Annotated in this window: 22 protein-coding genes; 9 read left to right on the top strand and 13 right to left on the bottom strand. The window is 72.7% G+C overall.

From position 1 onward, the window contains the following. Position 1: 1 nt before the first annotated feature. Both ACFZDA_RS02875 and ACFZDA_RS02870 read right to left on the bottom strand, forming a co-directional pair. Positions 2-580 carry a 2Fe-2S iron-sulfur cluster-binding protein gene (locus ACFZDA_RS02875; protein ID WP_391073850.1) on the bottom strand — a complete coding sequence of 193 codons (579 nt, stop codon included), beginning with the start codon at positions 578-580 and terminating at the stop codon, positions 2-4. Then, complete coding sequence (locus tag ACFZDA_RS02870; RefSeq protein WP_391073848.1) at positions 580-1470, bottom strand: FAD binding domain-containing protein; 891 nt, start codon at positions 1468-1470, stop codon at positions 580-582. Before ACFZDA_RS02870 ends, ACFZDA_RS02875 begins: the two co-directional genes overlap by 1 nt. A gap of 316 nt (positions 1471-1786) precedes the next feature. Between ACFZDA_RS02870 and ACFZDA_RS02865 the strand changes: the two genes are divergently transcribed. Both ACFZDA_RS02865 and ACFZDA_RS02860 read left to right on the top strand, forming a co-directional pair. Then, entirely contained in the window at positions 1787-3460 is a 1674-nt protein-coding gene (locus ACFZDA_RS02865; protein WP_391073846.1) for a PucR family transcriptional regulator ligand-binding domain-containing protein, read from the top strand. A gap of 149 nt (positions 3461-3609) precedes the next feature. Further along, complete coding sequence (locus ACFZDA_RS02860; RefSeq protein ID WP_391073844.1) at positions 3610-4389, top strand: hypothetical protein; 780 nt, start codon at positions 3610-3612, stop codon at positions 4387-4389. A 285-nt stretch (positions 4390-4674) separates the two neighbouring features. Here ACFZDA_RS02860 and ACFZDA_RS02855 read toward each other — a convergent pair whose 3' ends face one another. Beyond that, positions 4675-5451, bottom strand: coding sequence for an FCD domain-containing protein (locus ACFZDA_RS02855; RefSeq protein WP_391073841.1), 777 nt, complete (start codon positions 5449-5451; stop codon positions 4675-4677). A gap of 160 nt (positions 5452-5611) precedes the next feature. Here ACFZDA_RS02855 and ACFZDA_RS02850 point away from each other — a divergent pair, with 160 nt between their 5' ends. Together ACFZDA_RS02850 and ACFZDA_RS02845 are read left to right on the top strand one after the other, a co-directional pair. Then, positions 5612-6463, top strand: coding sequence for a (2Fe-2S)-binding protein (locus ACFZDA_RS02850; protein ID WP_391073839.1), 852 nt, complete (start codon positions 5612-5614; stop codon positions 6461-6463). 317 nt (positions 6464-6780) lie between these two features. Further along, positions 6781-7821, top strand: coding sequence for a DUF2637 domain-containing protein (locus tag ACFZDA_RS02845; RefSeq protein WP_391073836.1), 1041 nt, complete (start codon positions 6781-6783; stop codon positions 7819-7821). Between the two features lie 86 nt (positions 7822-7907). Here the strand turns inward: ACFZDA_RS02845 and ACFZDA_RS02840 are convergent, their stop codons facing one another. The 3 genes from ACFZDA_RS02840 to ACFZDA_RS02830 all read right to left on the bottom strand — a co-directional run bounded on the left by ACFZDA_RS02840 (position 7908) and on the right by ACFZDA_RS02830 (position 12342). Continuing rightward, a complete protein-coding gene (locus ACFZDA_RS02840) occupies positions 7908-8390 on the bottom strand; it encodes an ATP-binding protein (RefSeq protein WP_391074571.1) in 483 nt (160 codons plus the stop codon). Between the two features lie 379 nt (positions 8391-8769). Then, positions 8770-10512: a pyruvate dehydrogenase gene (locus ACFZDA_RS02835; protein ID WP_391073834.1), complete on the bottom strand. Its 1743-nt coding sequence runs from the start codon at positions 10510-10512 to the stop codon at positions 8770-8772. 66 nt (positions 10513-10578) lie between these two features. Continuing rightward, positions 10579-12342, bottom strand: coding sequence for a protein phosphatase 2C domain-containing protein (locus tag ACFZDA_RS02830; RefSeq protein WP_391073831.1), 1764 nt, complete (start codon positions 12340-12342; stop codon positions 10579-10581). 210 nt (positions 12343-12552) lie between these two features. On the opposite strand from ACFZDA_RS02830, the gene ACFZDA_RS02825 reads away from it, so the two are divergent. After that, entirely contained in the window at positions 12553-13035 is a 483-nt protein-coding gene (locus ACFZDA_RS02825) for a DUF456 family protein (RefSeq protein ID WP_391073828.1), read from the top strand. Positions 13036-13093: 58 nt separating this feature from the next. Here ACFZDA_RS02825 and ACFZDA_RS02820 read toward each other — a convergent pair whose 3' ends face one another. From ACFZDA_RS02820 to ACFZDA_RS02800, 5 genes are all read right to left on the bottom strand, one after another. Next, on the bottom strand, positions 13094-13579 hold the full coding sequence (locus ACFZDA_RS02820) for a methylated-DNA--[protein]-cysteine S-methyltransferase (protein WP_391073825.1): 486 nt from the start codon (positions 13577-13579) through the stop codon (positions 13094-13096). Next, positions 13579-15018 (bottom strand): AlkA N-terminal domain-containing protein, encoded by a 1440-nt coding sequence (locus ACFZDA_RS02815; RefSeq protein WP_391073823.1) that lies wholly within the window; start codon positions 15016-15018, stop codon positions 13579-13581. The genes ACFZDA_RS02820 and ACFZDA_RS02815 overlap by 1 nt, the downstream gene beginning before the upstream one ends. A gap of 72 nt (positions 15019-15090) precedes the next feature. Further along, positions 15091-16197: a ribosome small subunit-dependent GTPase A gene (rsgA, locus tag ACFZDA_RS02810; RefSeq protein ID WP_391073820.1), complete on the bottom strand. Its 1107-nt coding sequence runs from the start codon at positions 16195-16197 to the stop codon at positions 15091-15093. 206 nt (positions 16198-16403) lie between these two features. Beyond that, complete coding sequence (locus tag ACFZDA_RS02805) at positions 16404-17894, bottom strand: cellulose binding domain-containing protein (RefSeq protein ID WP_391073817.1); 1491 nt, start codon at positions 17892-17894, stop codon at positions 16404-16406. 235 nt (positions 17895-18129) lie between these two features. Further along, positions 18130-19455 carry a radical SAM protein gene (locus tag ACFZDA_RS02800; protein ID WP_391073814.1) on the bottom strand — a complete coding sequence of 442 codons (1326 nt, stop codon included), beginning with the start codon at positions 19453-19455 and terminating at the stop codon, positions 18130-18132. Positions 19456-19635: 180 nt separating this feature from the next. Between ACFZDA_RS02800 and ACFZDA_RS02795 the strand changes: the two genes are divergently transcribed. Next, positions 19636-20301 carry a hypothetical protein gene (locus tag ACFZDA_RS02795; protein ID WP_391073812.1) on the top strand — a complete coding sequence of 222 codons (666 nt, stop codon included), beginning with the start codon at positions 19636-19638 and terminating at the stop codon, positions 20299-20301. After that, entirely contained in the window at positions 20298-20537 is a 240-nt protein-coding gene (locus ACFZDA_RS02790; RefSeq protein WP_391073809.1) for an inner-membrane translocator, read from the top strand. The genes ACFZDA_RS02795 and ACFZDA_RS02790 overlap by 4 nt, the downstream gene beginning before the upstream one ends. Here the strand turns inward: ACFZDA_RS02790 and ACFZDA_RS02785 are convergent. Continuing rightward, positions 20534-21541 carry an NAD(P)-dependent oxidoreductase gene (locus tag ACFZDA_RS02785; protein ID WP_391073806.1) on the bottom strand — a complete coding sequence of 336 codons (1008 nt, stop codon included), beginning with the start codon at positions 21539-21541 and terminating at the stop codon, positions 20534-20536. The two genes, ACFZDA_RS02790 and ACFZDA_RS02785, sit on opposite strands and share 4 nt — an antisense overlap. A 215-nt stretch (positions 21542-21756) precedes the next feature. On the opposite strand from ACFZDA_RS02785, the gene ACFZDA_RS02780 reads away from it, so the two are divergent. Further along, a complete protein-coding gene (locus tag ACFZDA_RS02780) occupies positions 21757-23013 on the top strand; it encodes a D-arabinono-1,4-lactone oxidase (RefSeq protein WP_391073803.1) in 1257 nt (418 codons plus the stop codon). Positions 23014-23038: 25 nt separating this feature from the next. Here ACFZDA_RS02780 and ACFZDA_RS02775 read toward each other — a convergent pair whose 3' ends face one another. Further along, on the bottom strand, positions 23039-23389 hold the full coding sequence (locus ACFZDA_RS02775; RefSeq protein WP_391073800.1) for a MarR family transcriptional regulator: 351 nt from the start codon (positions 23387-23389) through the stop codon (positions 23039-23041). A 135-nt stretch (positions 23390-23524) separates the two neighbouring features. Between ACFZDA_RS02775 and ACFZDA_RS02770 the strand changes: the two genes are divergently transcribed. Next, complete coding sequence (locus ACFZDA_RS02770) at positions 23525-24229, top strand: ANTAR domain-containing protein (protein ID WP_391073798.1); 705 nt, start codon at positions 23525-23527, stop codon at positions 24227-24229. Positions 24230-24327 lie beyond the last annotated feature (98 nt).

Here is a 24327-nt window from a genome sequence, read left to right as displayed (position 1 = left end):
ATCAGACCGCCTCTCCCTGCCGGGCGGCCGCGAGGCGGACCGCGTCCATGATCTTCTCGTAGCCGGTGCAGCGGCACAGGTTGCCCGACAGGGCCTCGCGGATGTCCGCGTCGGTCGGGGTCGGGTTGCGCTCCAGCATCTCGTCGGCGGCGACCAGCAGACCGGGGGTGCAGAAGCCGCACTGGACGGCGCCGGCGTCGATGAACGCCTGCTGGATCGGGGACAGCTCGGTGCCCTCGCCGGCATGCGAGTCGCCCGTGGCCTCCCACTGCTGGGCATTGCGCAGTGACGTACCGCAGGCGCCACTCGCACAACCGCCCTCGACGCGCTGCCTGGCGTAGTCGGCGAGCCCCTCGACGGTGACGACCTCGCGGCCCTCCACCTGCCCGGCGGCGACCAGGCACGAACACACCGGCACACCGTCCAGCCGGACCGTGCACGAGCCGCACTCGCCCTGCTCGCAGGCGTTCTTCGACCCCGGCAGGCCGAGCCGCTCCCTGAGCACGTACAGCAGGGACTCGCCCTCCCACACGTCGTCGGCTTCCTGGGGACGGCCGTTGACCGTGAAATTGACGCGCATCACGCAGCTCCCTCGGTGGTGCGGCGGGCGCCGCGGTAGGACTCCCAGGTCCAGGTCAGCGTGCGGCGGGCCATGACTTTGACCGCGTGGCGGCGGTAGCTCGCGGTGCCCCGGACGTCGTCGATCGGGTTGCAGGCGGCGGAGCACAGGTCCGCGAACCGCTGGGCGACCGACGGGGTGATGATCTTCCCGTTGTCCCAGAAGCCGCCCTCCTCCAGAGCCGCGTTCAGGAACTCCTCGGCGGTCTTGGCCCGAACGGGTGTCGGTGCGGCCGAACCGATGCCGGTCCGCACGGTCCGCGTCCGCGGGTGCAGCGCGAGCCCGAAGGCGCACACGGCGATGACCATGGCGTTGCGGGTCCCCACCTTGGAGAACTGCTGCGGCCCGTCGGCCTTCTTCACGTGCACGGCCCGGATCAGCTCGTCCGGGGCGAGGGCGTTGCGCTTCACCCCCGTGTAGAACGCGTCGATCGGGATGCGACGCGCCCCGCGCACGGACTCCACCTCCACCTCGGCGCCCGCGGCGAGCAGGGCGGGGTGGGCGTCGCCGGCCGGGGAGGCGGTGCCGAGGTTGCCGCCGACGCCGCCGCGGTTGCGGATCTGCGGGGAGGCGACCGTGTGCGAGGCGAGGGCGAGCCCCGGCAGCTCGGCGCGCAGGTGCTCCATGATCGCGGCGTACGGCACGGAGGCACCCAGCCGTACGCTGTCCTCGCCGACCTCCCACGCGCAGAGGTCGCCGATGCGGTTCAGGTCCATGAGGTACTCGGGCCGGCGGTGGTCGAAGTTGATCTCGACCATCACGTCGGTGCCACCCGCGATCGGCACAGCGGTGGGATGCTCGGCTTTCGCGGCGAGCGCCTCCTCCCAGCTGGCGGGGCGAAGGAAGTCCATGACCGGCTCTCTTCTTCGTCTTCTCGTGAGGCGTTCGGATTGAGCCAATCCGTGTGCGGCGGTCCCGGCTCGTTCCTGTGCTGCCAACGCGTAATGAACTCAGTACACAGGCCGCTGCTCGGGCGCGGTCAGTCACGGAAACCATGAAGGAGTTGGCTGGCCAGGACGGTCATCTTGTAGATTCGTATGAACGGAGGCCCTCGGCAACCTCCTCGTTTTCCTGTGGAAACGCGCGACACAGCCGCGTGACCTGGGACACAGCCAGGACCGGCAAGATCCACCGTGGATTTCGAGACAAAGAACGGCGGCGACGAGAATGCGGCTGCGCGCACTGCTGGACACCGACGCGCTGGGCCTCAAGCTGCTCGGCGGCGAGGACGAGCTGGACCGCACCGTGCGCGGGGTGATGACCACCGACCTGCGCGACCCCAGCCGCTACCTCTCGGGCGGCGAGCTGGTGCTCACGGGCCTGGCCTGGCGCCGGGACGCGGCGGACTCGGAGCCGTTCGTGCGGATCCTGGTGCAGGAGGGGGTCACGGCCCTCGCCGCGGGCGAGGCCGAACTCGGGGACGTCCCGGACGACCTGGTCGAGGCCTGCGCCCGCCACCGCCTCCCGCTCTTCGCGGTGCACGAGTCGGTGGCGTTCGCGACGATCACCGAGCACGTCGTACGGCAGGTCTCCGGCGAGCGCGCCGGCGACCTCGCGGCCGTGGTCGACCGCCACCGCCGGATGATGACCTCGGGACCGGCGGGCGGCGGCCCGGACGTCGTCCTGGATCTCCTGGGCTCCGACCTGGACCTGCGTGCCTGGGTGCTCTCCCCCACCGGACGCCTGGTCGCGGGCCCGAAGACATCGGGTCCCGCCCTCACCGCCGAGGCCTGCGGCCGGCTGGCGGCGGAACACCTGACCGCCACCCGCACGGGCCGCCGCGCCCCGCACCGCGTCCTCCTGGGCGGCACCACCTACTCCCTCTTCCCCGTCCGCGCGACGGGCCGCGCCCCGCAGACCGCCCGGGACGCCCGCGAGAGCGTCCTGTCCGACTGGCTGCTGGCCGTCGAGGCGGACGCCGGGGACTGGGCGGAGGAGCGCCTCGACCTGCTGTACGGCGTCACCCAGCTGATCGCGGTCGAGCGGGACCACCGCGACGCCGCCCGCACGGTCCGCCGCCGCCTCGCCCAGGAGGTCCTGGAACTGGTCCAGACGGGCGCGGCCCCCACGGAGATCGCCGCCCGCCTCCGGGTGGCCGCCCCGGTCCTGCTGCCCGGCCTCGGCGCCGCGCCGCACTGGCAGGTGGTCGTGGCCCGTATCGACTGGGACGGCGCCGAGACCGAGGAGGGCCCGGTCGCCCAGGCCCTGCTGGAGGAGATCCTCGTCGACCCCCTGTCGGCGGGCCCGGAGCCCTCCGACCGCATCGCCGTGGCCCACACGGGTGACGAGGCCGTCGCCCTCGTCCCGCTCCCCGCCGTCTCGACGGAGCACGACGGCTCCGAGACCGGCGTCCTCGCGGACGCGCTCCTGGAGTCCGTACGGGACCCCCTGACGGCCGGCCTGGACGACGACGGCCGTCTCACGCTGGGCGTCAGCGCGGCCGTGCACTCCGCCGAGGGCCTGCGCGGCGCCCTGGAGGAGGCCCGCCACGCCCGCCGGGTGGCGGCGGCCCGCCCGGGCCGGGTCTGCGCGGCGGGCCACCAGGAACTGGCCTCCCACGTCCTGCTGCTCCCCTTCGTCCCGGACGATGTCCGCCGCGCCTTCACGGCCCGCCTCCTGGACCCCCTGCGCGACTACGACCGCCGCCACCGCGCCGAGCTGATCCCCACGCTGGAGGCGTTCCTGGACTGCGACGGTTCCTGGACACGCTGCGCCGGCCGGCTGCACCTCCACGTCAACACACTGCGCTACCGGGTGGGACGCATCGAGCAGTTGACGAGCCGTGACCTGTCCCGCCTGGAGGACAAGCTGGACTTCTTCCTGGCGCTGCGGATGAGCTGAGACAAGGGGTGTCCCGCCCCAAACACCGGACGCCCCGGAGTCCCACGACTTTGTGAAATCCTTCACCCACCCTCTTGGCCCGGCCCCGCGATTCGTGCTGAGATGCCGCCACCACTCAACAGCTCGATGGCGTGCTCGGGGAGGGCAACGTGGCGCATTCCGCCATGTCTGGTAACGGAACGACCGCCGGTGACGATCCCCTCCAGACCGCGGTATGGCGGCTGCGCTCACGCGCGTGCTGGTCCGACGCGGCCGCCCTGCTGCTACCGGACAACCCGGCGGCGGCGCTGCAACGCGCGTCGCTGCTGGTGGAACGGTGTCTGTACACGGAGCAGGGCTGGGAGGAGGCCGAGGACGCCCTGCGCACCGCGGAGGCGCTGGCCCACAGCGACGACGAGCGGGGCGCGGCCGCTTGTGAACGCGGGTACTTGGCCTACGCCGCGACGCTGCTCGCGGTGCGCGACCGGGCCGACGAGGCGCGGGCGGCGCTGGGGCGGGCCGCGGCGCTGATCCCTCCGGGGGCTCCGCAGCGGGCCCTGCTGGACTTCCGTCGCGGGTTGCTCGCGGAGAACCTGACGCGTTCCCCGCAGGCGGCCCGGGCCGCGTACCGCCGTGCGCACGCGGGCGCGACGGCGCAGTCCGACCCGCTGCTGCTGTCCTTCACCTGGCGGCACCTCGCCGGACTCGCATTGCGGGAGGGCGAGTTGGCGGAGGCCCGGCACGGTTTCGCGGAGTCGCTGCGGATCCGTGAGGAGCTGGGCTACCTCGTCGGTACGGCACCGGCGCTGGTGTCGCTCGCCGACACGGAGACGGAGCCGGAGGCGGCCCGGCTGCGGGAAGAGGCCCGGCGGTTGTTCCGATTGCTCGGGGGTGTACCGACATGGCTGGCACGGCAGTTGGCCCCGGCCCCTCCGGCGGCGACGGCTTGACGACGCTGAAAGGTGCCGGGCGCTGCCGCTGAGGCCGGGTGGGTCCGCAGCCCGGCGCTGCGGGGTGCCGCTGCGCCCACCCGTGCCGCCCAGCCACAACGCACCCGCAGCCGCCTGCGCACGGAAGGGGACGTGTCGGGGGGGTGTCCGCCCGCAGCGGTTGGCGCGTCAACGGACGGTCAGTCGGTACCCAAGCCCATCGCGCCGTTCCGAGGACGGACACCCCCCGGCGCGGCCCCGACCCACAAGCCACCCGCGTAGGCGCAAACGGCGGCGCACCCCCACTCAGCCCGCGCCCGCGAAGTGCTCCCCCACCAGCGCCCGCACGACATCCAGGTCCCGCGTGATCAACGCGTCCAGCAGCGCCGTGTGTTCGTGCGCGTCCGCCACCAGATCGGCCCGGCCCCGCACCCCCGGCCCGCTCCCCACCAGCGGCCACTGCGCCCGCCGGTGCAGGTCCTCCGCGATCTGGACCAGCTGCTCGTTCCCGGAGAGGGACAGCACCGCCCGGTGGAACCCCCGGTCGGACTCCGCGTAGGTCGCGCGGCACCCGGAGGACGCCGCCCGGACCGTCGCCTCGGCCAGCGGCCGCAGCTCGGCCCAGCGCTCCGCCGGCACCGTCCGCGCCAGCCGCAGCATCACCGGCACCTCGATCAGCGCCCGCACCTCGGCCAGCTCCGCCAGCTCCCGCGCCCCCCGCTCGACCACCCGGAACCCGCGGTTCGGCACGACCTCGACGGCACCTTCCAGGGCCAGTTGCTGCATGGCTTCCCGCACCGGCGTCGCGGAGACCCCGAACCGCTCGCCCAGCACCGGCGCCGAGTACACCTCCCCGGGCCTCAGATCCCCGGCCACCAGCGCGGCCCGCAGGGCATCGACGATCTGCCCGCGCACCGAGGACCGCCGAACGACCGGCCGCCCCCGCGCGACGACCGGCACATCCGGTTCACTGTGGGTGTGCTCACCCCGCACACCGGCATCCGCCACCCCAGGCTGCTGCGGAACCCGGACCCGCCCACCCGGCACCTCCGCCCCGGCGGAGCCCTGCGCGCCCTGCTTCACAGCTCGGCTCCTCCTCCGGACGTATCGGTACTTCGGGCCATTACGGCGGGTTGTTACTCGTCCGTCAAGCACCATAAGCGCACCGGCCGCCAGTTCAAATCCCAGCGATCTCCGGTAAGGTAAGCCTTACCTTCAAGCGACCATGCGGACCGGTGATCACATGCCCCAGCCCCCTTCGGCCCTCTCCGGCGCGTACACCCGCCTGGCCGAGGTCCTCCCAGGGCTGGCCGTCACCGAACTGACCGCCGAGGACGAGACCCCCCAGGGCGGCGACTGGATCACCGCCGCCGCGCTCGCGGAAGCCGGCCCCGCCCTCGACACCTACCTGTCCTGGGACGACGCCCAGATACGCCGGGACTACGGCCAACAGGCACGGCCCGACGTCATCGCCGGCTTCGGCCTGCACCGCTACGCCTGGCCCGCCTGCCTCCTGATCACCGTCCCCTGGTTCCTGCACCGCCGCGTCCCCCGCTACCCGGTGACGCACGTCTCGTACGACCGCACCACCCCCGCCCACCCCGTCGGCCACCTGGCCGTCCGCCCGGCCGGCTTCGCCTGCCTGCCCGGCGACGAGGCCGCCGCGCTGCCCGGCGCCCGGGTCGTCCCGGACGAGGAGGCGCTGCGGGCCGAGGTGCGGTCGGCGGTCGCGGAGCACCTGGAGCCGGTGCTGGCCGGTTTCGGCCCCCGGATGCGGCGCCGCGGCCGGGCTCTGTGGGGTATGGCGACGGACGAGATCGTCGAGGGACTCTGGTACGTCGCCCGGCTGCTCGGCGGGATCGAGGAGCGGCGCGCCACGCGCGAGCTGGAGCTGCTCCTGCCGGGCGCGGCCAAGCCGTACGTGGGCACGGCCGCCTTCCGCGAACTGACCGGCCCCGGCGGCGAGCCGCTGCGCACCCGGGACCGCGTCAGCTGCTGCATGTTCTACACCCTGCGCCCCGAGGACACCTGCGCCACCTGCCCGCGCACCTGTGACACCGACCGGGTCACCAAGCTGCTGGCCACGGCCAGTTGAGGCAACGACCCCAGGCAGACCCGGACAGAGCACTCCCGCCGCCCCGGTAAGATCATCACCGAACCGGCCACCCACATGCACGCAGCCGATTCACACCTTCCTCACGGGTCACGGGAACTTTCCGTAGAACCACCCGTGCGGGTAGTCTTCTTCGAACTCAACTCCTGCCCCTCAAGCGGCAGTTCGAGCAGAATGCCGCCCTGGGCAACCCCTTGCACTTCCTTGGCGGCCTCTTGCCCCGAAACCCCCTGAGGGCCGGTGGGATTGGGCCACTATGGCGGGCGTTACGCCCTATCCCAATGCAAGGGACCACCCAGATGAGACTGACCGACATATCGCTGAACTGGCTGCTTCCGGGCGCCGTACTTCTCCTGGGCATGCTGGCGGCGGTGGCGGTGCTCGCGCGCGGCAAGCGCTCCTCGGTCAAGGACACGAGTGCGGACGATTCCTGGGAGCGCAGCGAGGAGCGTCGCAGACGCAAGGAGGCCCTTTACGGCACCGTCTCCTATGTTCTCCTGTTCTGCTGCGCGGCCGTCGCCGCCGCGCTTTCCTTTCACGGCCTGGTCGGCTTCGGCGAGCAGAACCTCGGCCTTTCGGGCGGCTGGCAGTACCTCGTCCCGTTCGGCCTGGACGGCGCGGCGATGTTCTGTTCCGTCCTCGCGGTGCGCGAGGCCAGCCACGGTGACGCGGCGCTCGGCTCGCGGATACTGGTATGGACGTTCGCGCTCGCCGCGGCCTGGTTCAACTGGGTGCACGCGCCCAGGGGCGTCGGCCACGACGGCGCCCCCCACTTCTTCGCCGGCATGTCCCTCTCGGCGGCGGTCCTCTTCGACCGCGCGCTGAAGCAGACCCGCCGGGCCGCCCTGCGCGAGCAGGGCCTGGTGCCGCGCCCGCTGCCGCAGATCCGTATCGTGCGCTGGATGCGCGCCCCGCGTGAGACGTACCGGGCCTGGTCGCTGATGCTGCTGGAGGGTGTGCGCAGCCTGGACGAGGCCGTCGACGAGGTGCGCGACGACAAGCGCAAGAAGGACGAGGCCCGGCAGCGGCGGCGCGACCAGCAGCGTGTGGAGCGCGCCCAGTTGAAGGCGATCAGCCGCGGTCACCGCGGCCACTTCGGCCGTGGCGGCGGCCGGCAGTTGGAGGTGCAGGTGGAGCGCGGCTCCTCGCAGGTCTCCGCGGAGCCTGCCATATCCGCGCCGGACCCACTGCCCGTCCGCTCGCGCCCCTCCCTTCAGCCCGTTCGCCACGGAGCTGACCCGGTGACCGTCGACCTCACCGCGGAGGACGACACGCAGGCCCTGCCGCGTCTGGACTCCCTGGAGCGCAAGCTCAAGGACCTGGAGCAGCAGTTCGGCTGACCGAGCGACTCAGAGACAGACCCGGGAAGGGGCGTGGCCTGCGGGCCGCGCCCCTTTCTCCGCTCTCCTCGCTCCGTAGGCCGCGTTCACGCCGCCTCGGCCTCCAACTCGAACCAGACGGCCTTGCCCACCCCGTGCGCCCTGACTCCCCAGGCGTCCGCGAGGGACTGCACCAGGAACAGGCCCCTGCCGTTCGTACCGTCGTCGGTGACCGGTACGCGCAGCCGGGGTCTGCGGGCCACGAAGTCCCGTACCTCCACCCGTAGTCCACGGGGTCCGACCGTGGCCGTCAGGACCGCGTCGTGGTCGGTGTGGACGATCGCGTTGGTGACGAGTTCGCTGGTGAGCAGTTCCGCCACGTCCGCTCGCGCGGTCCTCCCCCACTGCCCGAGCAGTTCCCGCAGGGCCTTGCGGGCTTCCGGCACGGCCCGTAGGTCCGCCCGCCCGAGTCTGCGCCTCAACTGAGGCGCCGGCACCTGCTCCGTGACGTCTTCGGCCTGGTCCTCCACCGTCTTCGCCGAGAAGGCCCCGATCGTTATGGGACCGCCTCCTCGTGCCTGCCTCTCCATGACCCCCGCCCGCGCGCCGATGTCGGTTCCCCTCCTGTCGAACACGTTCACGGGGATCCATGCCCCGTCGGGCACACGGCAGTCATGTCGATTCGTCAACGACCGGGTGTTCGGCCATCTCGCGGGGACGGGCCCGCCGGGTGGCCGGGTCCTGAGCAGTACGGCGGCGGAGGGCCGGGGGACAAGAGGGTAGCCGGTGGGCGTCCCGCCGTGGATGCTGACCGCCGTAGATCGGACGAACTGCCGATGGCCGACTGCCGATCCTTCCGTACCCGGCGAAGGCGCGGGGCGCCTGGTCACCCTGCGGGCCGAACCGGCGAAGTTGGCCGAAGTACGACGGTCTGCGCGACGCCACCTCACTCACCGGGGGACACGGGTCCTAGAGCCGGGGCACGTTGCGCAGGTTGGAGCGGGCCATCTGGACCATCCGGCCGACCCCGCCGTCCAGCACCATCTTGGAGGCGGACAGGGCGAACCCGGTGACCATCTCCGCCTTGATCTTCGGCGGGATGGACAGGGCGTTGGGGTCCGTGACGACATCGACGAGGGCCGGGCCCTTGTGCTTGAAGGCGTCCTTCAGGGCCCCCGGGAGGTCCTTGGGTTTCTCGACGCGTACGCCGTAGGCACCACAGGCCTGGGCGACGGCCGCGAAGTCGGGATTCTTGTTGGTGGTGCCGTAGGACGGGAGTCCGGCGACCAGCATCTCCAACTCGACCATGCCGAGGGAGGAGTTGTTGAAGAGGACGACCTTGACCGGGAGGTCGTACTGCACCAGCGTCAGGAAATCGCCCATCAGCATGGAGAACCCGCCGTCGCCGGACATCGACACGACCTGCCGCTCCCGGTCGGTGAACTGCGCGCCGATCGCCATGGGCAGCGCGTTGGCCATCGAGCCGTGGGAGAAGGAACCGATGACGCGGCGGCGGCCGTTGGGTGAGATGTAGCGGGCGGCCCAGACGTTGCACATGCCGGTGTCGACGGTGAACACGGCGTCGTCGGAGGCGACTTCGTCGAGTACGGACGCCACATACTCGGGGTGGATCGGCACATGCTTGTCGACCTTGCGGGTGTAGGCCTTCACCACCCCCTCCAGCGCGTCCGCGTGCTTCTTCAGCATCCGTTCCAGGAAGCGGCGGTTGTCCTTCTCCCGCACCCTCGGGACGAGGCAGCGCAGCGTCTCCCGTACGTCGCCCCACACCGCGAGGTCCAGTTTCGAGCGGCGGCCGAGGTGTTCGGGCCGGACGTCGACCTGGGCGATCTTCACGTCGTCGGGGAGGAAGGCGTTGTAGGGGAAGTCCGTGCCGAGCAGGATCAGCAGGTCGCACTCGTGGGTGGCCTCGTAGGCGGCGCCGTATCCGAGCAGCCCGCTCATCCCGACGTCGAACGGGTTGTCGTACTGAATCCACTCCTTGCCGCGCAGCGCGTGCCCCACCGGGGACTTGATCTTCCCGGCGAACTCCATGACCTCGGCGTGCGCGCCGGCCGTGCCGCTGCCGCAGAACAGGGTGACCTTGTCGGCGTCGTCGATCATCTCGACGAGCCGGTCGATCTCGGTGTCGCCGGGGCGGACGGTCGGCCGGGCGGTGACGAGGGCGGTCTCGGCGGCCTGCTCCGGGGCCGGCTCGGCGGCGATGTCCCCGGGCAGGGAGACGACACTGACGCCGGAGCGGCCGACGGCGTTCTGGATGGCGGTCTGGAGCAGCCGGGGCATCTGCTTCGGGCTGGAGATCAGCTCGCTGTAGTGGCTGCACTCGGCGAACAGCCGGTCGGGGTGGGTCTCCTGGAAGTAGCCGAGGCCGATCTCGCTGGACGGGATGTGCGAGGCGAGGGCGAGGACCGGAGCCATGGAGCGGTGGGCGTCGTAGAGGCCGTTGATGAGATGGAGGTTGCCGGGCCCGCAGGAGCCGGCGCAGGCGGCGAGCTTGCCGGTGATCTGCGCTTCCGCCCCGGCGGCGAAGGCGGCGGTCTCCTCGTGCCGGACGTGGATCCAGTCGATGGCGGAGTTGCGGCGGACGGCGTCGACGACCGGGTTGAGGCTGTCGCCGACGACTCCGTAGAGGCGTTTGACTCCGGCTCGGGTCAGGATGCCGACGAACTGTTCCGCGACGTTCTGTCTGGCCATGGTTCTCGTCTGCCCCTTCGGTCTCCTGGGATCCCTCCGGGTTCCATCAAGTCACAGGAGACGTGCTCACGCCTCCCAAACGGCGGCGGCCGTACGGTCGTCCGAGTAGCCCTTGACCCGCACCTGTGAGTCCGCGAGGAACGCGGCGAGGCCGGGCGGCTCGGGGCGGGACCACCGCTCGGCGAGGTACTCCCCCAGTTCGGGTTCGCCGCGCAGCGGATCGGCGAGGCCGGCGCTGCACACGAGGAGCGTGTCACCCGGGCGGGCGACGGAGGTACGGAAGCGGAAGGGGTCACGGGGTGGTTCCGGGGCCGGTTCATAGGGGCTGGGCGGGGTCGGGATGCCCAGGTCCATGGTGAGCCGGTCGCCCTCGGGCGTCTCGGAGGGCGGTGATCCGAAGCCCACGACGGGTTCGCCCCTGACCTCGGCGATCTGCGGTTCGATGTCCTGCCACTCGCCGTCCCGCAGCCGGAACAGCCCGCCGGGACCGACGCCGAAGAAGACGCGCGTACGGCACTCGGGGTCGGCGGGCAGCAGCAGACAGCGCAGGCCGGCCGCGTACTCCTCCGGGTCGACGCCCTGTTCGGCGGCGCTGGCGCGGAGCTTGCCGAGGCTGCGGTCGGTGAGGCGGTGCAGTCCGGACTTGAGGTCGCCACGCCGCCCCGCTCTGATGTCCTCCACGAGCCGGGCGTGACTGCGCCCGACGGCCCGCCCGATCCAGTGACAGGCCTCGGCGGCGGCCCGGTGCGCCCCCGGTGTGGCCCGCGCCCCGGTCGCCATCGCCACCAGCAGCAGTGCCTGCTCGCCGGTGCCGAACCGCGCGGTCAGCAGCGAGTCCCGTCGTGGCTCCCCCCGGTACCGCGCGGAGTCCCCGCGCACGGACACGGCCCGCAGCGTGCAGGCCCCGTACCGGGCCCCGTCGAGCACGGTGTCCGCGACGAGGTCGTCCAGGTCATCGGGGTCGGCGAGCGGAAGGGCCGTGGGCTCGGCGTCGTAGGTGGGCGGCCGCGAGCCGACATGGCCACGGGCCCGCGGGGAGACCGGTGGGCGCTCGAACCTGGGTTCGGTTTGCTCGGGCGGGGAGTCGGTGGGCGGGAGTGGGGCGGATACGGAGCCGTTGGACGGTGGCGGCGCGAGCGGGGAGCCGTCCGGCGGAGGCGGCGCCAGGGGTGTGGCCGGGGCCTCGGCGGGCGTCGGTGGCGTGCGCGGAGGGTGCGTGGGGCGTGGTGGTGCGGGCGGCGGATCGGCCGGGGCCTGGGGTGCGGTCCCTCCGGGCCAGGGGGCGCGGGGCACTGCCCCCTCGGGCCCGGTCCCGGAGAACTCGCTGCCGCCCGGCTCGGCGACGACGTCGGCACCGCCGGGCCCGGGCCCGGCTGCCGGGGCTGTGGGACCACTGGGCGGGGTGCCCGCCGTGCCGGAAGGGCCCGCCTCGGGGCTCGGCCGGAAGGCAGGGGGCGGGGGCGGCGGGGGAACTGCGGGTGGGGCGGGGGGTGTCCGTTTCGCCCCGGTCGGGAACGTCACGGGGCCCGTGGGGCGCATCGGCGGTGGTTCCCAGGGTGCGCGCCGGGGTGACGGGCGAGATGCCTGCGGGGAGTCCATGACGTCGTCGGGCCCGACCCGGGGCGCCGGGACCACTGGCTCCGAGACGGCCCTCTCCCCCGCCCCGGTTCCCGGAACACCCTCGCCGCCCACCGCCCCCGCCGCCGAGGCGAAGCGGTCGTCGAGGGAATCGGGTGCGGGTGCGGGGCCCGTGTCGCCGGTGGAGTCGTCGTACAGCTGCCCCCACCAGTCGTCCTCGGGACCGGTGGGCCTTCCCCCCTGCTGGCTCATGCCCCTAGTGTCCACCGCACAGGCCGGATGAAAACGGGGCTTGTGGAAAAACCGGCCTTTCACGGCACCGCGAACCGCGCGTCGAGTGAGCCGTGGAACGGTCGTGCGATATGACGACGTCCCGGCGGCCGCGAGCGACTGACCTGCGGGTCTGGACCGCAACTACGCTTCTGACCTGCGCCTTCTCCCATGTTCGGGCAGTCTGGTCAGATGGGAGTGTGGGACCTCCTGCTGGTCGGGCTGGTCATCCTGCTCGGTCTGTACGGAGTGCTGCTGCCCGCGGTGCCCGGGTCGTTGCTGGTGTGGGCCGGGGTCATGTGGTGGGCCCTGACGGATCCGCAGCCCGTCGACTGGTGGATCCTGGTGGGAGCCACGGCCTTGATGTTCGTCTCCCAGGGCGTGCGCTGGGCCCTGCCGCCCCGGCGGCTGCGGGCGAGCCGCACCACCCACCGCACGCTGACCTACGCCGGAGCGGGCTCCACCCTCGGCTTCGTCCTGCTCCCCGTCGTCGGCGCGATCCCCGGCTTCCTGGCCGGTCTCTACCTCGCCGAACGCCTCCGCCTCGGCCGCCGCGCCGAAGCCGTCGCGGCGGTGCGCACGGTGATGCGCTCGGGCGGCTCCAGCGTGCTGGCGGAACTGTTCACCTGCCAGCTGATCGCGGCGGCCTGGATGGGGGCCGTCTTCGGCGCATGAGAACACACCCCGAGAACACACCCCCCGGGAACTCACCCCGGGAACACCACGCCGGCGCCTACAGCACCCCCTCGTGCGTCAGCAGCCGCACCTTGCGCTCCAGGCCGCCCGCATAGCCGGTCAGCGTCCCGTCCGCCCCGATCACCCGGTGACACGGCCGGACGACCAGCAGCGGATTGGCGCCGATCGCCCCGCCCACGGCCCGCACGGCCGCCCGGGACGCCCCGATGCGCGCGGCGATCTCGCCGTAGGTCACGGTCGAGCCGTAGGGGATGTCGTCCAGCGCGGCCCAGACCTTCTCCCGGAAGACGGAGCCGTCGGTGCGCGAAATCAACGTGAATTCCTTCAGTTCCCCGGCGAAGTAGGCGGCGAGCTGCTCCCCGGCCTCGCGGAAGGGCCCCGGGTCCTCCCGCCAGTCGTCCGCCACCACGCGTCCGCCCTTCTGCCCGGGCACGGACAGCGAGGTCAGCGCACCGTCCGGGGCGGCGGTCAGGAGCAGCGGCCCGAGCGGAGAGGGCACGTTCGTCCAGTAGGTCGAGGTCATCACAACTCCCACTTCCCTGCTGCGCGCAGGTGGTTCAGGGCGTACGAGCGCCAGGGGCGCCAGCTGTCGGGGACGTCGGCGCCGGGCGGGGCCACGTCGGGGTCACCGAGGGCGCGGGTGCGGATCTCGGCGATGGTGCGGGCGTCCAGCCCGGGCACGGCACGCAGGGCCTCCTGCGCGTCGTCCCGGTCGGCGCCCGGGCCCAGGCGTAGGGCGTGGTCGGCGAGGGCGGCGGTGAGCGCGCCGAGGGTGGTGCCGGGTTCGGCGCCGGCGAGGACGGCCGGCTCGGGGAAGAGGTGGGTGAGGCTGCCACAGGGGGCGTCGAGGGCCTTGCCGTACCGGCGTACGAGCCGTTCGGCCTCCGTGCGGCCGACCAGCGCGCGGACCGCGAGTTCCTCCGGGTCCGTGCTGCCGGGCGAGCGCAGGCCCGGCCGGGCGGCGACCAGGGGTGCGAGCTCCGGGTCGGCGCCGAGACGCTCGTCGACGGCGTAGGGGTCGGCGTCGAGGTCGAACTGCCGCCGCAGGCGCTGCACGGCGGTGGTGAGGTCGCGGGGGTCGGTGAGGTGCAGCCGGGCGTCGAGCCAGCCGCCCGGGTGAGCGCCGGACCCGGTCCGGGCGGTGCCGGTGCGTTCGTCGACGGCGACGATGCCGGTGCCGTACGGCAGGCGGAGCGTGCGCCGATAGGTGCGCCTGCCGGGCCGGCCGCCGACCTCTTCGACGCCGGACACGGCCTCGCGTGCCAGCAGGTCGAAGACGGGGCCGGCCTGGTAGGGGCCGCGGTGGGCGAGCCGGAGCGGGATACCGGCGTCGGGGGTGGCCGTACGACGGGCCCGGCCGCTCTTCGATACGGCGGCGGCGCGCAGCTCGCTCGGGGTCGACGCGTACACGGCCCGGACGGTGTCGTTGAACTGCCGCACGCTGGCGAAGCCCGAGGCGAAGGCGATCTCGGTGATCGGCAGGTCGGTGGTCTGCACCAGGACGCGCGCGGTGTGGGCCCGCTGGGCCCGGGCGAGGGCGACCGGCCCGGCGCCGAGCTCCGCGGTGAGCTGCCGCTGCACCTGCCGCGCGCTGTAGCCGAGCCGTGCGGCGAGCCCGGCGACGCCCTCGCGGTCGACCACGCCGTCGGCGATCAGCCGCATGGCCCGGCCCACCACGTCCGCGCGGACGTTCCACTCGGCGGAGCCGGGCACGGCGTCCGGGCGGCACCGTCGGCAGGCCCGGAAGCCCGAGCCCTGCGCGGCGGCGGCCGTGGCGAAGAACCGTACGTTGGCCCGCTTCGGGGTGACCGCGGGGCAGCTCGGCCGGCAGTAGATGCCGGTCGTCTCGACGGCGAAGAAGAAGGCGCCGTCGAAACGCCCGTCACGGCTGCGTACGGCTTCGTACCGGGGGTCTTCCCCCGTGTCCCCCGGGTCTTCGTGCCGGGTGTCGTCGTCCTTCACGGTGTCCAGTCTCCGCCGTCGGCGGGGCTGGCGCTGGCGGAAATCGGACACGACGCTCGGGACGCCGGGCGGCTACGAACGCCAGTGCGGTCCGCGCTTCGCCTCCATCGCGGCCCGTCCGATCGCCCCCTTGCGCTTCCAGTCCTTGCGGATCTCCGCACGCAGCCGGGCGTCCGTCTTGGCGACGATGCGCTGGTTCTCCCGCAGGAGCTTGCGGTAGCTGTGCAGCCGCCGCTCCGGCAGGTCGCCGTCCTCGACGGCGGCCAGCACGGCACAGCCGGGCTCGGCCTCGTGAGCGCAGTCGTGGAAGCGGCACCGCCCGGCCAGTTCCTCGATCTCGGAGAACACCTGCCCGACGCCGGTCTCGGCGTCCCACAGTCCGACGCCCCGCAGTCCGGGCGTGTCGATCAGGACGCCGCCGCCGGGCAGTGCGAGCAGGTTGCGGGTCGTGGTGGTGTGCCGGCCCTTGCCGTCGGCGTCCCGGGTGGCCTGGACGGTCATGACGTCCTCGCCGAGCAGCGCGTTGGCGAGGGTCGACTTGCCCGCGCCGGACTGCCCGAGCAGCACGGACGTCCCGGCGGCGACGATCGCCGCGACCACGTCCAGCCCGGCACCGTCGACGGCGCTGACCGGCACCACGGGCACACCGGGCGCGCTGGTCTCCACGTCCTGGACGAGGTGGGCGACGGTGACGGCGTCCGGCACCAGGTCGGCCTTGGTGAGGACGACGAGGGGCTGTGCCCCGGACTCCCAGGCGAGCGCGAGGAACCGTTCGATACGGCCGAGGTCGAGCTCGGCGGAGAGGGGCACGGCGACGATGGCGTGGTCGACGTTGGCCGCGAGGATCTGCCCCTCGGACCGCTTGGAGGAGGTGGAGCGGATGAACGCGGTGCGGCGGGGCAGGTACGCGCGGACGTAGCGCGGGTTCCCGCCGGGTTCGACGGCGACCCAGTCACCGGTGCAGACGACCCGCATCGGGTCGTGCGGCGTGACGAAGGCGGTGTCGGCCCGCAGCACCCCGTCGGCGGTGACGACGTCGCACTGCCCGCGGTCGACCCGGATCACGCGTCCGGGCAGCAGTCCTTCGGTGTCGTAGGGGGCGAACTCGTCCGCCCATGCGTCGTCCCAGCCGTAGGGAGCGAGCGCGGCGGAAACGGAGGAAGCAGAGCTGGAAGTCAAGGGTGACCCTTCTCAGGTCGGCCCCGGCCCGACAGTCGGTCGGATCAGCCGGCGGCCGCGGAGGTGGACGTGATGGATTCCTGGATGCGGGCAGCGCCCGTCGCAATGACAGCCATCGGTCAACACCTCCTCGATCCTCGACTCTTCGTGGTCCCCCGGCAGTTCGTGGAACCGCCGTCACGCTATCGCGTCGCGGGCCGGCCGCGTCAACTGCTTTTCGCGCAGTCCTGCCCGTTCAGCGTGAAGTCGTACGGCGGGGAGTTCTTGCCGCGCCAGGAGGCGAGGAAGCCGAAGGCCAGATCGCCGCCCGCGGGGACCGACTTGTTGTAGTCGGCGGCGGTGGCGGTGACGCGGGAGCCGTCCTGGGCGACGGAGGCGTCCCACATCTGGCCGACCTGCTGGCCGTCGCGGAAGGACCAGGACACGCGCCAGGAGTCGAGGTGCTTGCTGCTGGTGACGGTGACAGTCGCCTGGAAGCCGTCGGGCCACTGGTTGACCAGGTCGTACTCGACCCGGCAGGTCGGGCTCGCGCTCTCGCGGTCCTCCGTGGGGGTGGAGGTGCCCTGCGGTTCGGTGTGGCGGTTCCTGCCCTCGGGTTCGGTGGGGGGCTTCTCCGACTTGCCCGTGTTCTCGGTGGCGTTGCCGGCCGGCTTCGAGGTCGCGGGAGGCAGGTCGGGGGCGGACGGCACGGGCGGGTCGGGGTTGGGGTCGGCCACCGGCTGACGGCCGGCGTCGCCGCGTGCCCCGAGGTCGCCGTCGGAGCCGCCGAAGGGCATCATCGAGACGCCGAGCGCGAGGACGGAGACCAGGACGGCGGCGACGAGGAGGCCGTTGCGGGCGACGCGCGCCTTCTGCTCCCCGTCCTGTGGTTCTCCCGGCGCCTTGTCCGCCGCGTCGGGCCGGCCGGCGCCGAGCCGTACCTCGGCGGCGCGGCGGCGGCGCTCCAGGTAGGCGAGGCCGCCCCAGCCGATCACCCCGCCGGCCAGCGCCCCGGGCAGTCCGCCGCCGTGCAGCCGCAGACAGGCGGCGGCCTCGGCGCACTGGACGCAGGTGGCGAGGTGCCGGGAGAGGTCGCCCGGGGCGTCGGCAACGGAGCGGGTGACGGCGTCCAGCAGCCGGGCGTAGCTGCGGCACTGGGCGTCCATCGGGGTGTCGAGGTGGTTGCGGTGGCAGCGGTCCCGGAACAGGGTCCGCACCTGCTGGAGTTCGTCGGCGGCGGTCGCCGGGTCGAGGCCCAGGCGGCGGGCGACCACGGACAGCGGCAGCGCCTCCACCTCGGCCAGCCACAGCAGTTCCGCGTCGGCCTGCTGGAGGTCGCGCAGGCCGCGCAGCGCCAGCGGGCGCCTCAGGGGCGGGCCGCTGTAGCGGGCGGCCTTGTCGGAGTTGAGCCACAGGCGCAGGTCGGGGTCGAGTTTGTGGCCCTGCCCCTCCTCTTCCCAGGCCGCCGCCGTGGTGCGTACGGCGGTCAGCAGCAGGGGTATCCGGGGCAGCCGGGCGGCGCGGCGGCCGGCGTTTCTGGCCTGGCCGGTCTCGGCGGCGCGGGCCTCACGTGTGCCGTGCGCGAACGCCTCACGGCCCAGCTGCGTGGCGGCGGTGGAGCCGGACGTGCACAGATCGGCGTACGCGAGGACGGCGTCCCAGCACTCGGAGAACAGCGCGGCCTCAGCGGCGTCCTGAGGGGTCGGCAGGTCGGGCATGAGTCTCCTGCATCCACAAGCGAGATCAACTCACCACTTCGGCAATGGAGTTGGGGGAAACCTCGCGGCAGGGCCAGAGCTTTTCACGCCACCCACACAACTGACAAGCGCCCTGTTCAGATGTCAGGACAGGGCGGCGGGCCCCCACAGCTGTGGCCTTTGCATGCCGTACGGGCCCGGCCGCCCGGTGACTCAACGCCGTACCGCAATGATGGACGACGTCATCGAAGCGTTATCAAACGGCGGTGGGCGCGTCCGCCGGGAGGCTGTCCATGAAGGAGCTGACGGAGAAGACCGCGTTGCCGGCGCCGGGCGGGCCGTAGCCGGGGGGCGAGGAGAGGCCGAAGTCCTCCATGGTCTGCCGGTACGCCTGGAGCAGGCGGATGTGGTACTCCAGGGGCGCGCCCTGGGGGTTGGCCTTGCCGAGGGGCGTCGTGGGCTCCGGGCACCAGGTGGTGAAGCGGGGCGTGATGCCGTGCGACATGAAGAAGCGCAGGCCCTCGGTGGTGGAGGCGATGGCCTCGTCGACGGTCGTGAAGCCGAAGGGCTCGGCCATCTCGACTCCGGCGACGAAGTTCGGGATGACGTTGCGCGCCCCGAAGACCTCCGCCGAGTCGAGGATGCGCTTGTGCCACTCGTCGCGGCCGACGTAGCGCTCCTTGCCGGGGCAGTACATCTTGAACAGGTACTCGTCCCACACCTCGTAGTTGGGGTGGTAGATCTGCACGCCGTAGTCCTTGAAGCGCTGGACGTCGTCACGCGGCAGCGCCTGGGCGACGACCTTGCCGATCCACCGCCCCGGGAAGCGCTCCTCGATGGCCTTGGCGTAGTGGCCGTAGAAGTCGGCCTCGTCGCGGCCCGAGACCGTCTTGGTGATGGCGCCGCCGGTGAGGGTGTAGGCGGTGGAGGCCTTCGCCGTGTCGTAACGGTCGATGATCTCCAGGGCCTCCAGGACCTCCTCGACGTCCTTCACCCCGGTGTACGGGCGCCCGGCGGCCTTGTGCTGGCGCCAGTTGTGGTTGATGTCGCAGTACTGGCACTCCTCCTTGGCGCCGAAGTACTGGCAGACCCGGAAGACGGTCAGGTAGATCAGGTAGCCCCACTGGATGGTCGGGGCCACCTCCATGACCGACTTCCCGCTGGCGAGGGTGTGCCGGTAGTACTCGGGCATCGGCGGCACGCCGACGTCGGAGATCCGCTTGCCGTCGAGGTAGAGGCCGAGCACGCCGTCCTCGTTCGCGGCGACGCGGTACGGCGAGGACGGGTTCACCCGCACCGAGACGACGGTCCGGCGCAGGTCGTAGGGGCCGCCGGTGAGGATGATCTCCTCGGGCGGCCGGCGCAGGGCGGCCTCGCCCAGCTCGGGCAGGGTGCCGTGGTCGAAGGAGAAGATGAAGTACGACTTCGGCTTGACCTCGCCGCCCTCGTTGTCGCTGAGCGCGGAGGGGTCGAAGGCCACGCCGCCCCGGAGGAGGTCCTCCTTGAAGACGGCCTCCCGCGGGACGTGCGGGAATCGCTCCATCAGATCCTCGACCAGCGCGGTACGGCTGCCGCTGCCCATCCCGTTGCTCCTCCCGGCTCGGACGTACGACTCCTCACGGTATGCCCATGGGTGTGCGGGGCCGGTACCGGGTCCCCCCGATGTGGGCGAATGCCCTTCGGCGGGAGACCGGCGGCCTGGCGGCCTGTAGCGTGCCGTCGCGCGGCGGAGCCCACGGCCGCGGGCACGAAGGAGCGGGGAATGTCAGGCATACGCGGCAGCGGGACGACACCACTGACCAGGACGGGCGGGCCGCCCGTCACCCCATGGAAGTCGGCGCGGCGAACGGCCGGGCTGGTGGCGTTCGGATGGGCGTCCGCGGCAGCCACCACCGGCATCGCGTATCTGACCCTGGGCTCGGAGTGGATCCCCATCTCGGTCGGATTCCTCCTGTGCTTCACGTTCGCCGTGCTGCTGCTCCTTCTCCACCGGGCCTTGTGGCTGACCGTACTGTCCGCGGTGCCCGCGTTGTTCGTCCTCGTCGGGTCCGTCCAGTACGCGCCCGAGGCGGCCCTGGAACAGCGCGGCGTGCGCGAGCACGTGGTGATCGTGGCCGACACCGCGGCCGGCACATCGCGGAGCAACCACCGCTTCACCCTCCGGGGCGCGGACGGAACGGAACTGGCGGAGAAACTGGAGTTCAACGGCGACGCCTGGCCGCCGAAGGTGGGTGACCGGCTCGACGTCATCAGCGACCCCGAGGGCGCGGTCCCGATGGAGCAGGCGGACGAGGTGGATGCCGGGAACCGGCTGGGCAGCCTGGTCGGCGGCACGGTGACATGGACGGTGATGGCGGTGCTGGCGGGCTGGCGCGGCCATGTCCGCCGGCGCCGGGGGCGCGACTCGCCGGCGGACCGGGTCCTGTGACCCGCGGCGAGCGGGAGCAGCCCTCCGCCGGGCAGCCCCCGGCCGGCCCGCCGCCCACGGACTGGGCGCCACTGCTGCCCTTCGGCGCCCTCGCCCTGGCGGTGGGCGTGACGGGCGTCCTGCTGCTGCGGGTGGGGAACCGGTTCATCGGGGCGGTCCAACTGGTGCTGTGCATCCTCCTGGCGGGCCACGCGCTGGGATCACGGCCTGACCCAGGAACGATCAAGGCGGCCTAGGCCGCGTGCTCCAGTACCGCCGGGTCGACCGCGTACGCCAGTTCGCCCCCGGTCAGCAGGCGTTCCGCCTCCTCGGCGACCGTCAGTCCGAGGCGGGCCAGTTCGTTGCCCTGGGAGCCCGCGAGGTGCGGGGTGACGAAGGCTCCGGGCAGGTCGTAGAGGGGCGAGTCGGCGGGCAGCGGCTCGGGGTCGGTGACGTCGAGGATCGCGGTCAGGCGCCCGGTGCGCAGTTCCGCCACGAGGGCGTCGTGGTCGACCAGGGCGCCGCGCGCGGTGTTGACGAGCACCGCCCCGTCGGGCATCAGGGCCAACTCACGGCGGCCGATCAGGTGGTGAGTCTCGGGCGTCTCGGGGGCGTGGACGGTGACGATGTCGGACGTGCGCAGCAGGTCGTCCAGCGGCAGCAGGGGAACGCCGAGCGCTGCGGCCTCCCGCTCGTCGACGTACGGGTCGGTGAGGGCGGGCCGCAGATCGAAGGGGCGCAGCAGTTCGAGGACGCGGCGGCCGATGCGGGAGGCGCCGATGACACCGACGCGCCGGCCGTAGTTGCCGATGCCGGGGACGACGCCCCAGCCGGATGAGGTGCGGGTGGTGCGCATCCGGTCGCGGGCGGCGAGGACGTCCTTCCCGGCGAGCAGGATCATGGCGAGGGTGTACTCGGCGACCGGCAGCGCGTTGGCGGCGGCGGCCGAGGAGACGGCGATGCCGCGCCGCCAGAGTCCGGGGGTGGCGAAGGACTTGACCGAGCCGGCCGAGTGCAGCACGGCGCGCAGCCGGGGAGCCGCGTCGAGGACCGTCTCGTCGAGCCGGGGGCAGCCCCAGCCGGTCACCAGGATCTCGGTCCGGGCCAGCGCCTCGCGCACGCCGGGGTCGGCGAAGTCCCGCGCCACGAGGGCCGGATCGATGTCCACGGACTCCCGCAGCCGGGCCAGCACCTCGGGCGGGAAGACCTGCGGCACGTTCTCGGCGGTCATGGCGAACAGTGCCTGGGGGCGCTGGCTCAAGGAGGTGACCTTCCGGCTCGGAGAAGGGCTGGGGGCGGCTCGTTCGGAACAAGGCTCGTTCGGAACGCGGCTCGTTCGGAACACCGGTAGAAAACGCTCTCTACCGCCGCTCCACGGTAGACCGAGCCGGGCGGCGGCGGCAACGGACGACGGCCCGGGGTAGGTTCCGGCAGGGGGCTTTCCCGGTCCCCGCTGTTTCGGGGAAGGACGACGCGATGAACGGGACCGTGACCAACTGGGCGGGGAACATCACCTACGCGGCCAAGGAACTGCACCGGCCGGGCTCGCTCACCGCGCTGCGTACGCTCGTCGCGGACAGCGACCGGGTGCGGGTGCTGGGCAGCGGACACTCGTTCAACGAGATCGCCGAGCCGGGCACCGAGGGCGTGCTGCTGTCGCTGGCCGGCCTGCCGCAGGAGGTCGATGTCGACACGGCGGGCCGCACGGTCCGGGTCGGCGGCGGCGTGCGCTACGCGGAGCTGGCCCGCCGGGTGCACGCCGAGGGCCTGGCCCTGCCCAACATGGCGTCGCTGCCGCACATCTCGGTGGCCGGCTCGGTCGCGACCGGTACCCATGGCTCGGGCGTGCTCAACGGCCCGCTCTCGGCGGCCGTGCGCGAGGTGGAGCTGGTCACGGCGGACGGCTCGGCGGTGACCATAGGCCGGGACGAGGAGCGCTTCGGCGGGGCGGTCACCTCACTCGGCGCGCTCGGCGTCGTCACCGCGCTCACCCTCGACCTGGAGCCCACCTTCGAGGTCGAGCAGCACGTCTTCACCGAACTGCCCTTCGCGGGGCTGGACTCCGGCACGGTCGAGACGGTGATGGCGACGGCGTACAGCGTCAGCCTGTTCACCGACTGGCGCGCGCCCGGCTTTCGGCAGGTGTGGCTCAAGCGGCGCTCCGACCAGCCGCTGCCCGCTTTTCCCTGGGCCGCTCCCGCCACCGAGAAGATGCACCCGGTGCCGGGGATGCCCGCGGTCAACTGCACCGAGCAGTTCGGTGTGCCGGGGCCGTGGCACGAGCGGCTGCCGCACTTCCGGGCGGAGTTCGTCCCGAGCAGCGGGGCGGAGTTGCAGTCGGAGTACCTGCTGCCGCGCGGGCACGCCGTCGAGATGCTGCACGCGCTCGACGCGATCCGGGAGACCATCGCCCCCGTTCTGCAGACCTGCGAGGTGCGCACGGTCGCCGGCGACGACCAGTGGCTGAGCCCGTCCTACGGCCGGGACACCGTGGCGGCGCACTTCACCTGGGTCGAGGACACGGCGGCGGTGCTGCCGGTGGTGCGGCGGGTCGAGGAGGCGCTGGAGCCGTTCGGGGCGCGGCCGCACTGGGGGAAGGTGTTCACCGTGCCCGCGTCGGCCCTGCGCGGGCTGTATCCGCGGCTCGGTGATTTCCGGGCGCTGGCGCGGGAGCTGGACCCGGAGGGGACGTTCGCCAACGCCTTCGTGCGGGAGGTGCTGGGCGAGGAGTAGCGGGTCCGCGTCGCGGGTCTGCGGGTCAGGTCGTGACGTGCGGCCGGCTGCGGTCGCCGGGGGCCGTGGCGCGGTCGGCCTCGTCCTGGACGAGCAGCGAGAGCAGCGCCGCCACGGTCAGGCCGGCCTCGGCGGGGTGACGCAGCACCTTGCCGGGGTCGATCCGGTACGTGTTGGTACGGCCCTCCCGGGTGTGGGAGAGATAACCGTCCTGCTCCAGATCGGCGATGATCTTCTGGACGGCGCGCTCGGTGAGCCGGCAGTGGGCCGCGATGTCCCGGATACGGGCGTTGTGGTTGTCGGCGATGGCCGCCAGCACCCGGGCATGGTTGGTGAGAAACGTCCATCCGGTGTGTGGCTCGGGCACTCCATCCATGCCCCAACTCTACCGACCAGGCGTACACGTATTCAAAAACACGTACTGCGTTTCGTGTATTGATTGACGGGTGTGGGGTAGAGGGGCAACGCTGAGAAGTCGAGGAACGGCGAAGAGACAAGGGAGAACGGGGCCATGCCGGACCCTGCGCACTCGGCGACGGCGATCCCGCCCTGCATGGCGTCCATGGACGTCATGCAGGACGGCGACCGGATGACCGTCACCGTGTGGGGTGAGCTCGACCTGGGCAGCCGGGGGCTACTGCCGGACCTGCACGACATCCTGACGTTGTCGGGCAGCGGCATCGACCTGCGCCTCGACGCGGTCGGGTTCTGCGACTGCTCCGGGCTCAACATGCTGCTCGACCTGCGGCTGTATGCCCTCGACGAGGGCAAGACGGTCACCGTCCGCTCCAGCGGCCGCGCGGTCGAGCGCCTGCTCGACCTGACCGGCACGCGGGAGCTGTTCGCGGCACCGGGCCCGCACCAGGACGGCGCACGCCCCGCCGCCGAGGGCGAGCCCGGCCAGGGGACGGCCGACGACCGGGAACTGCGCGCCGAAGTCACCCAGCTGCGACGGGCCATGCAGACCCGGCCGACCATCGACCTGGCCCGCGGCATCCTGATGGCCTCCTTCGGCCTGAGCCCCGAGGGGGCCTGGAGCGTGCTGGTCAGGACCTCCCAGAACACCAACACCAAGCTGCACCATCTGGCCCGGGACCTGGTGGGCACCGTGCACGGCAGCACCCTGCCCGAGCCGGTGCAGCGGCAGCTCGCGGCGGCGGTCGCGAGCGCGGCGGCCCGGAGCGGGGCGGCGGTGGCCGGGACTGACCTCCCCTGAGGCATCATGAGCAGGCCGCCGCAGGACACCAACCGGCCACCACCTCTCCCCACCAGGCGCGCACTTTATAAAGCCCCTTTCCTAACCCCTTGTCGAAA

It is taken from the genome of Streptomyces sp. NPDC007991 (assembly GCF_042958445.1).
GTDB lineage: Bacteria > Actinomycetota > Actinomycetes > Streptomycetales > Streptomycetaceae > Streptomyces.
This window is presented reverse-complemented; position numbering and strand designations above follow the sequence as displayed.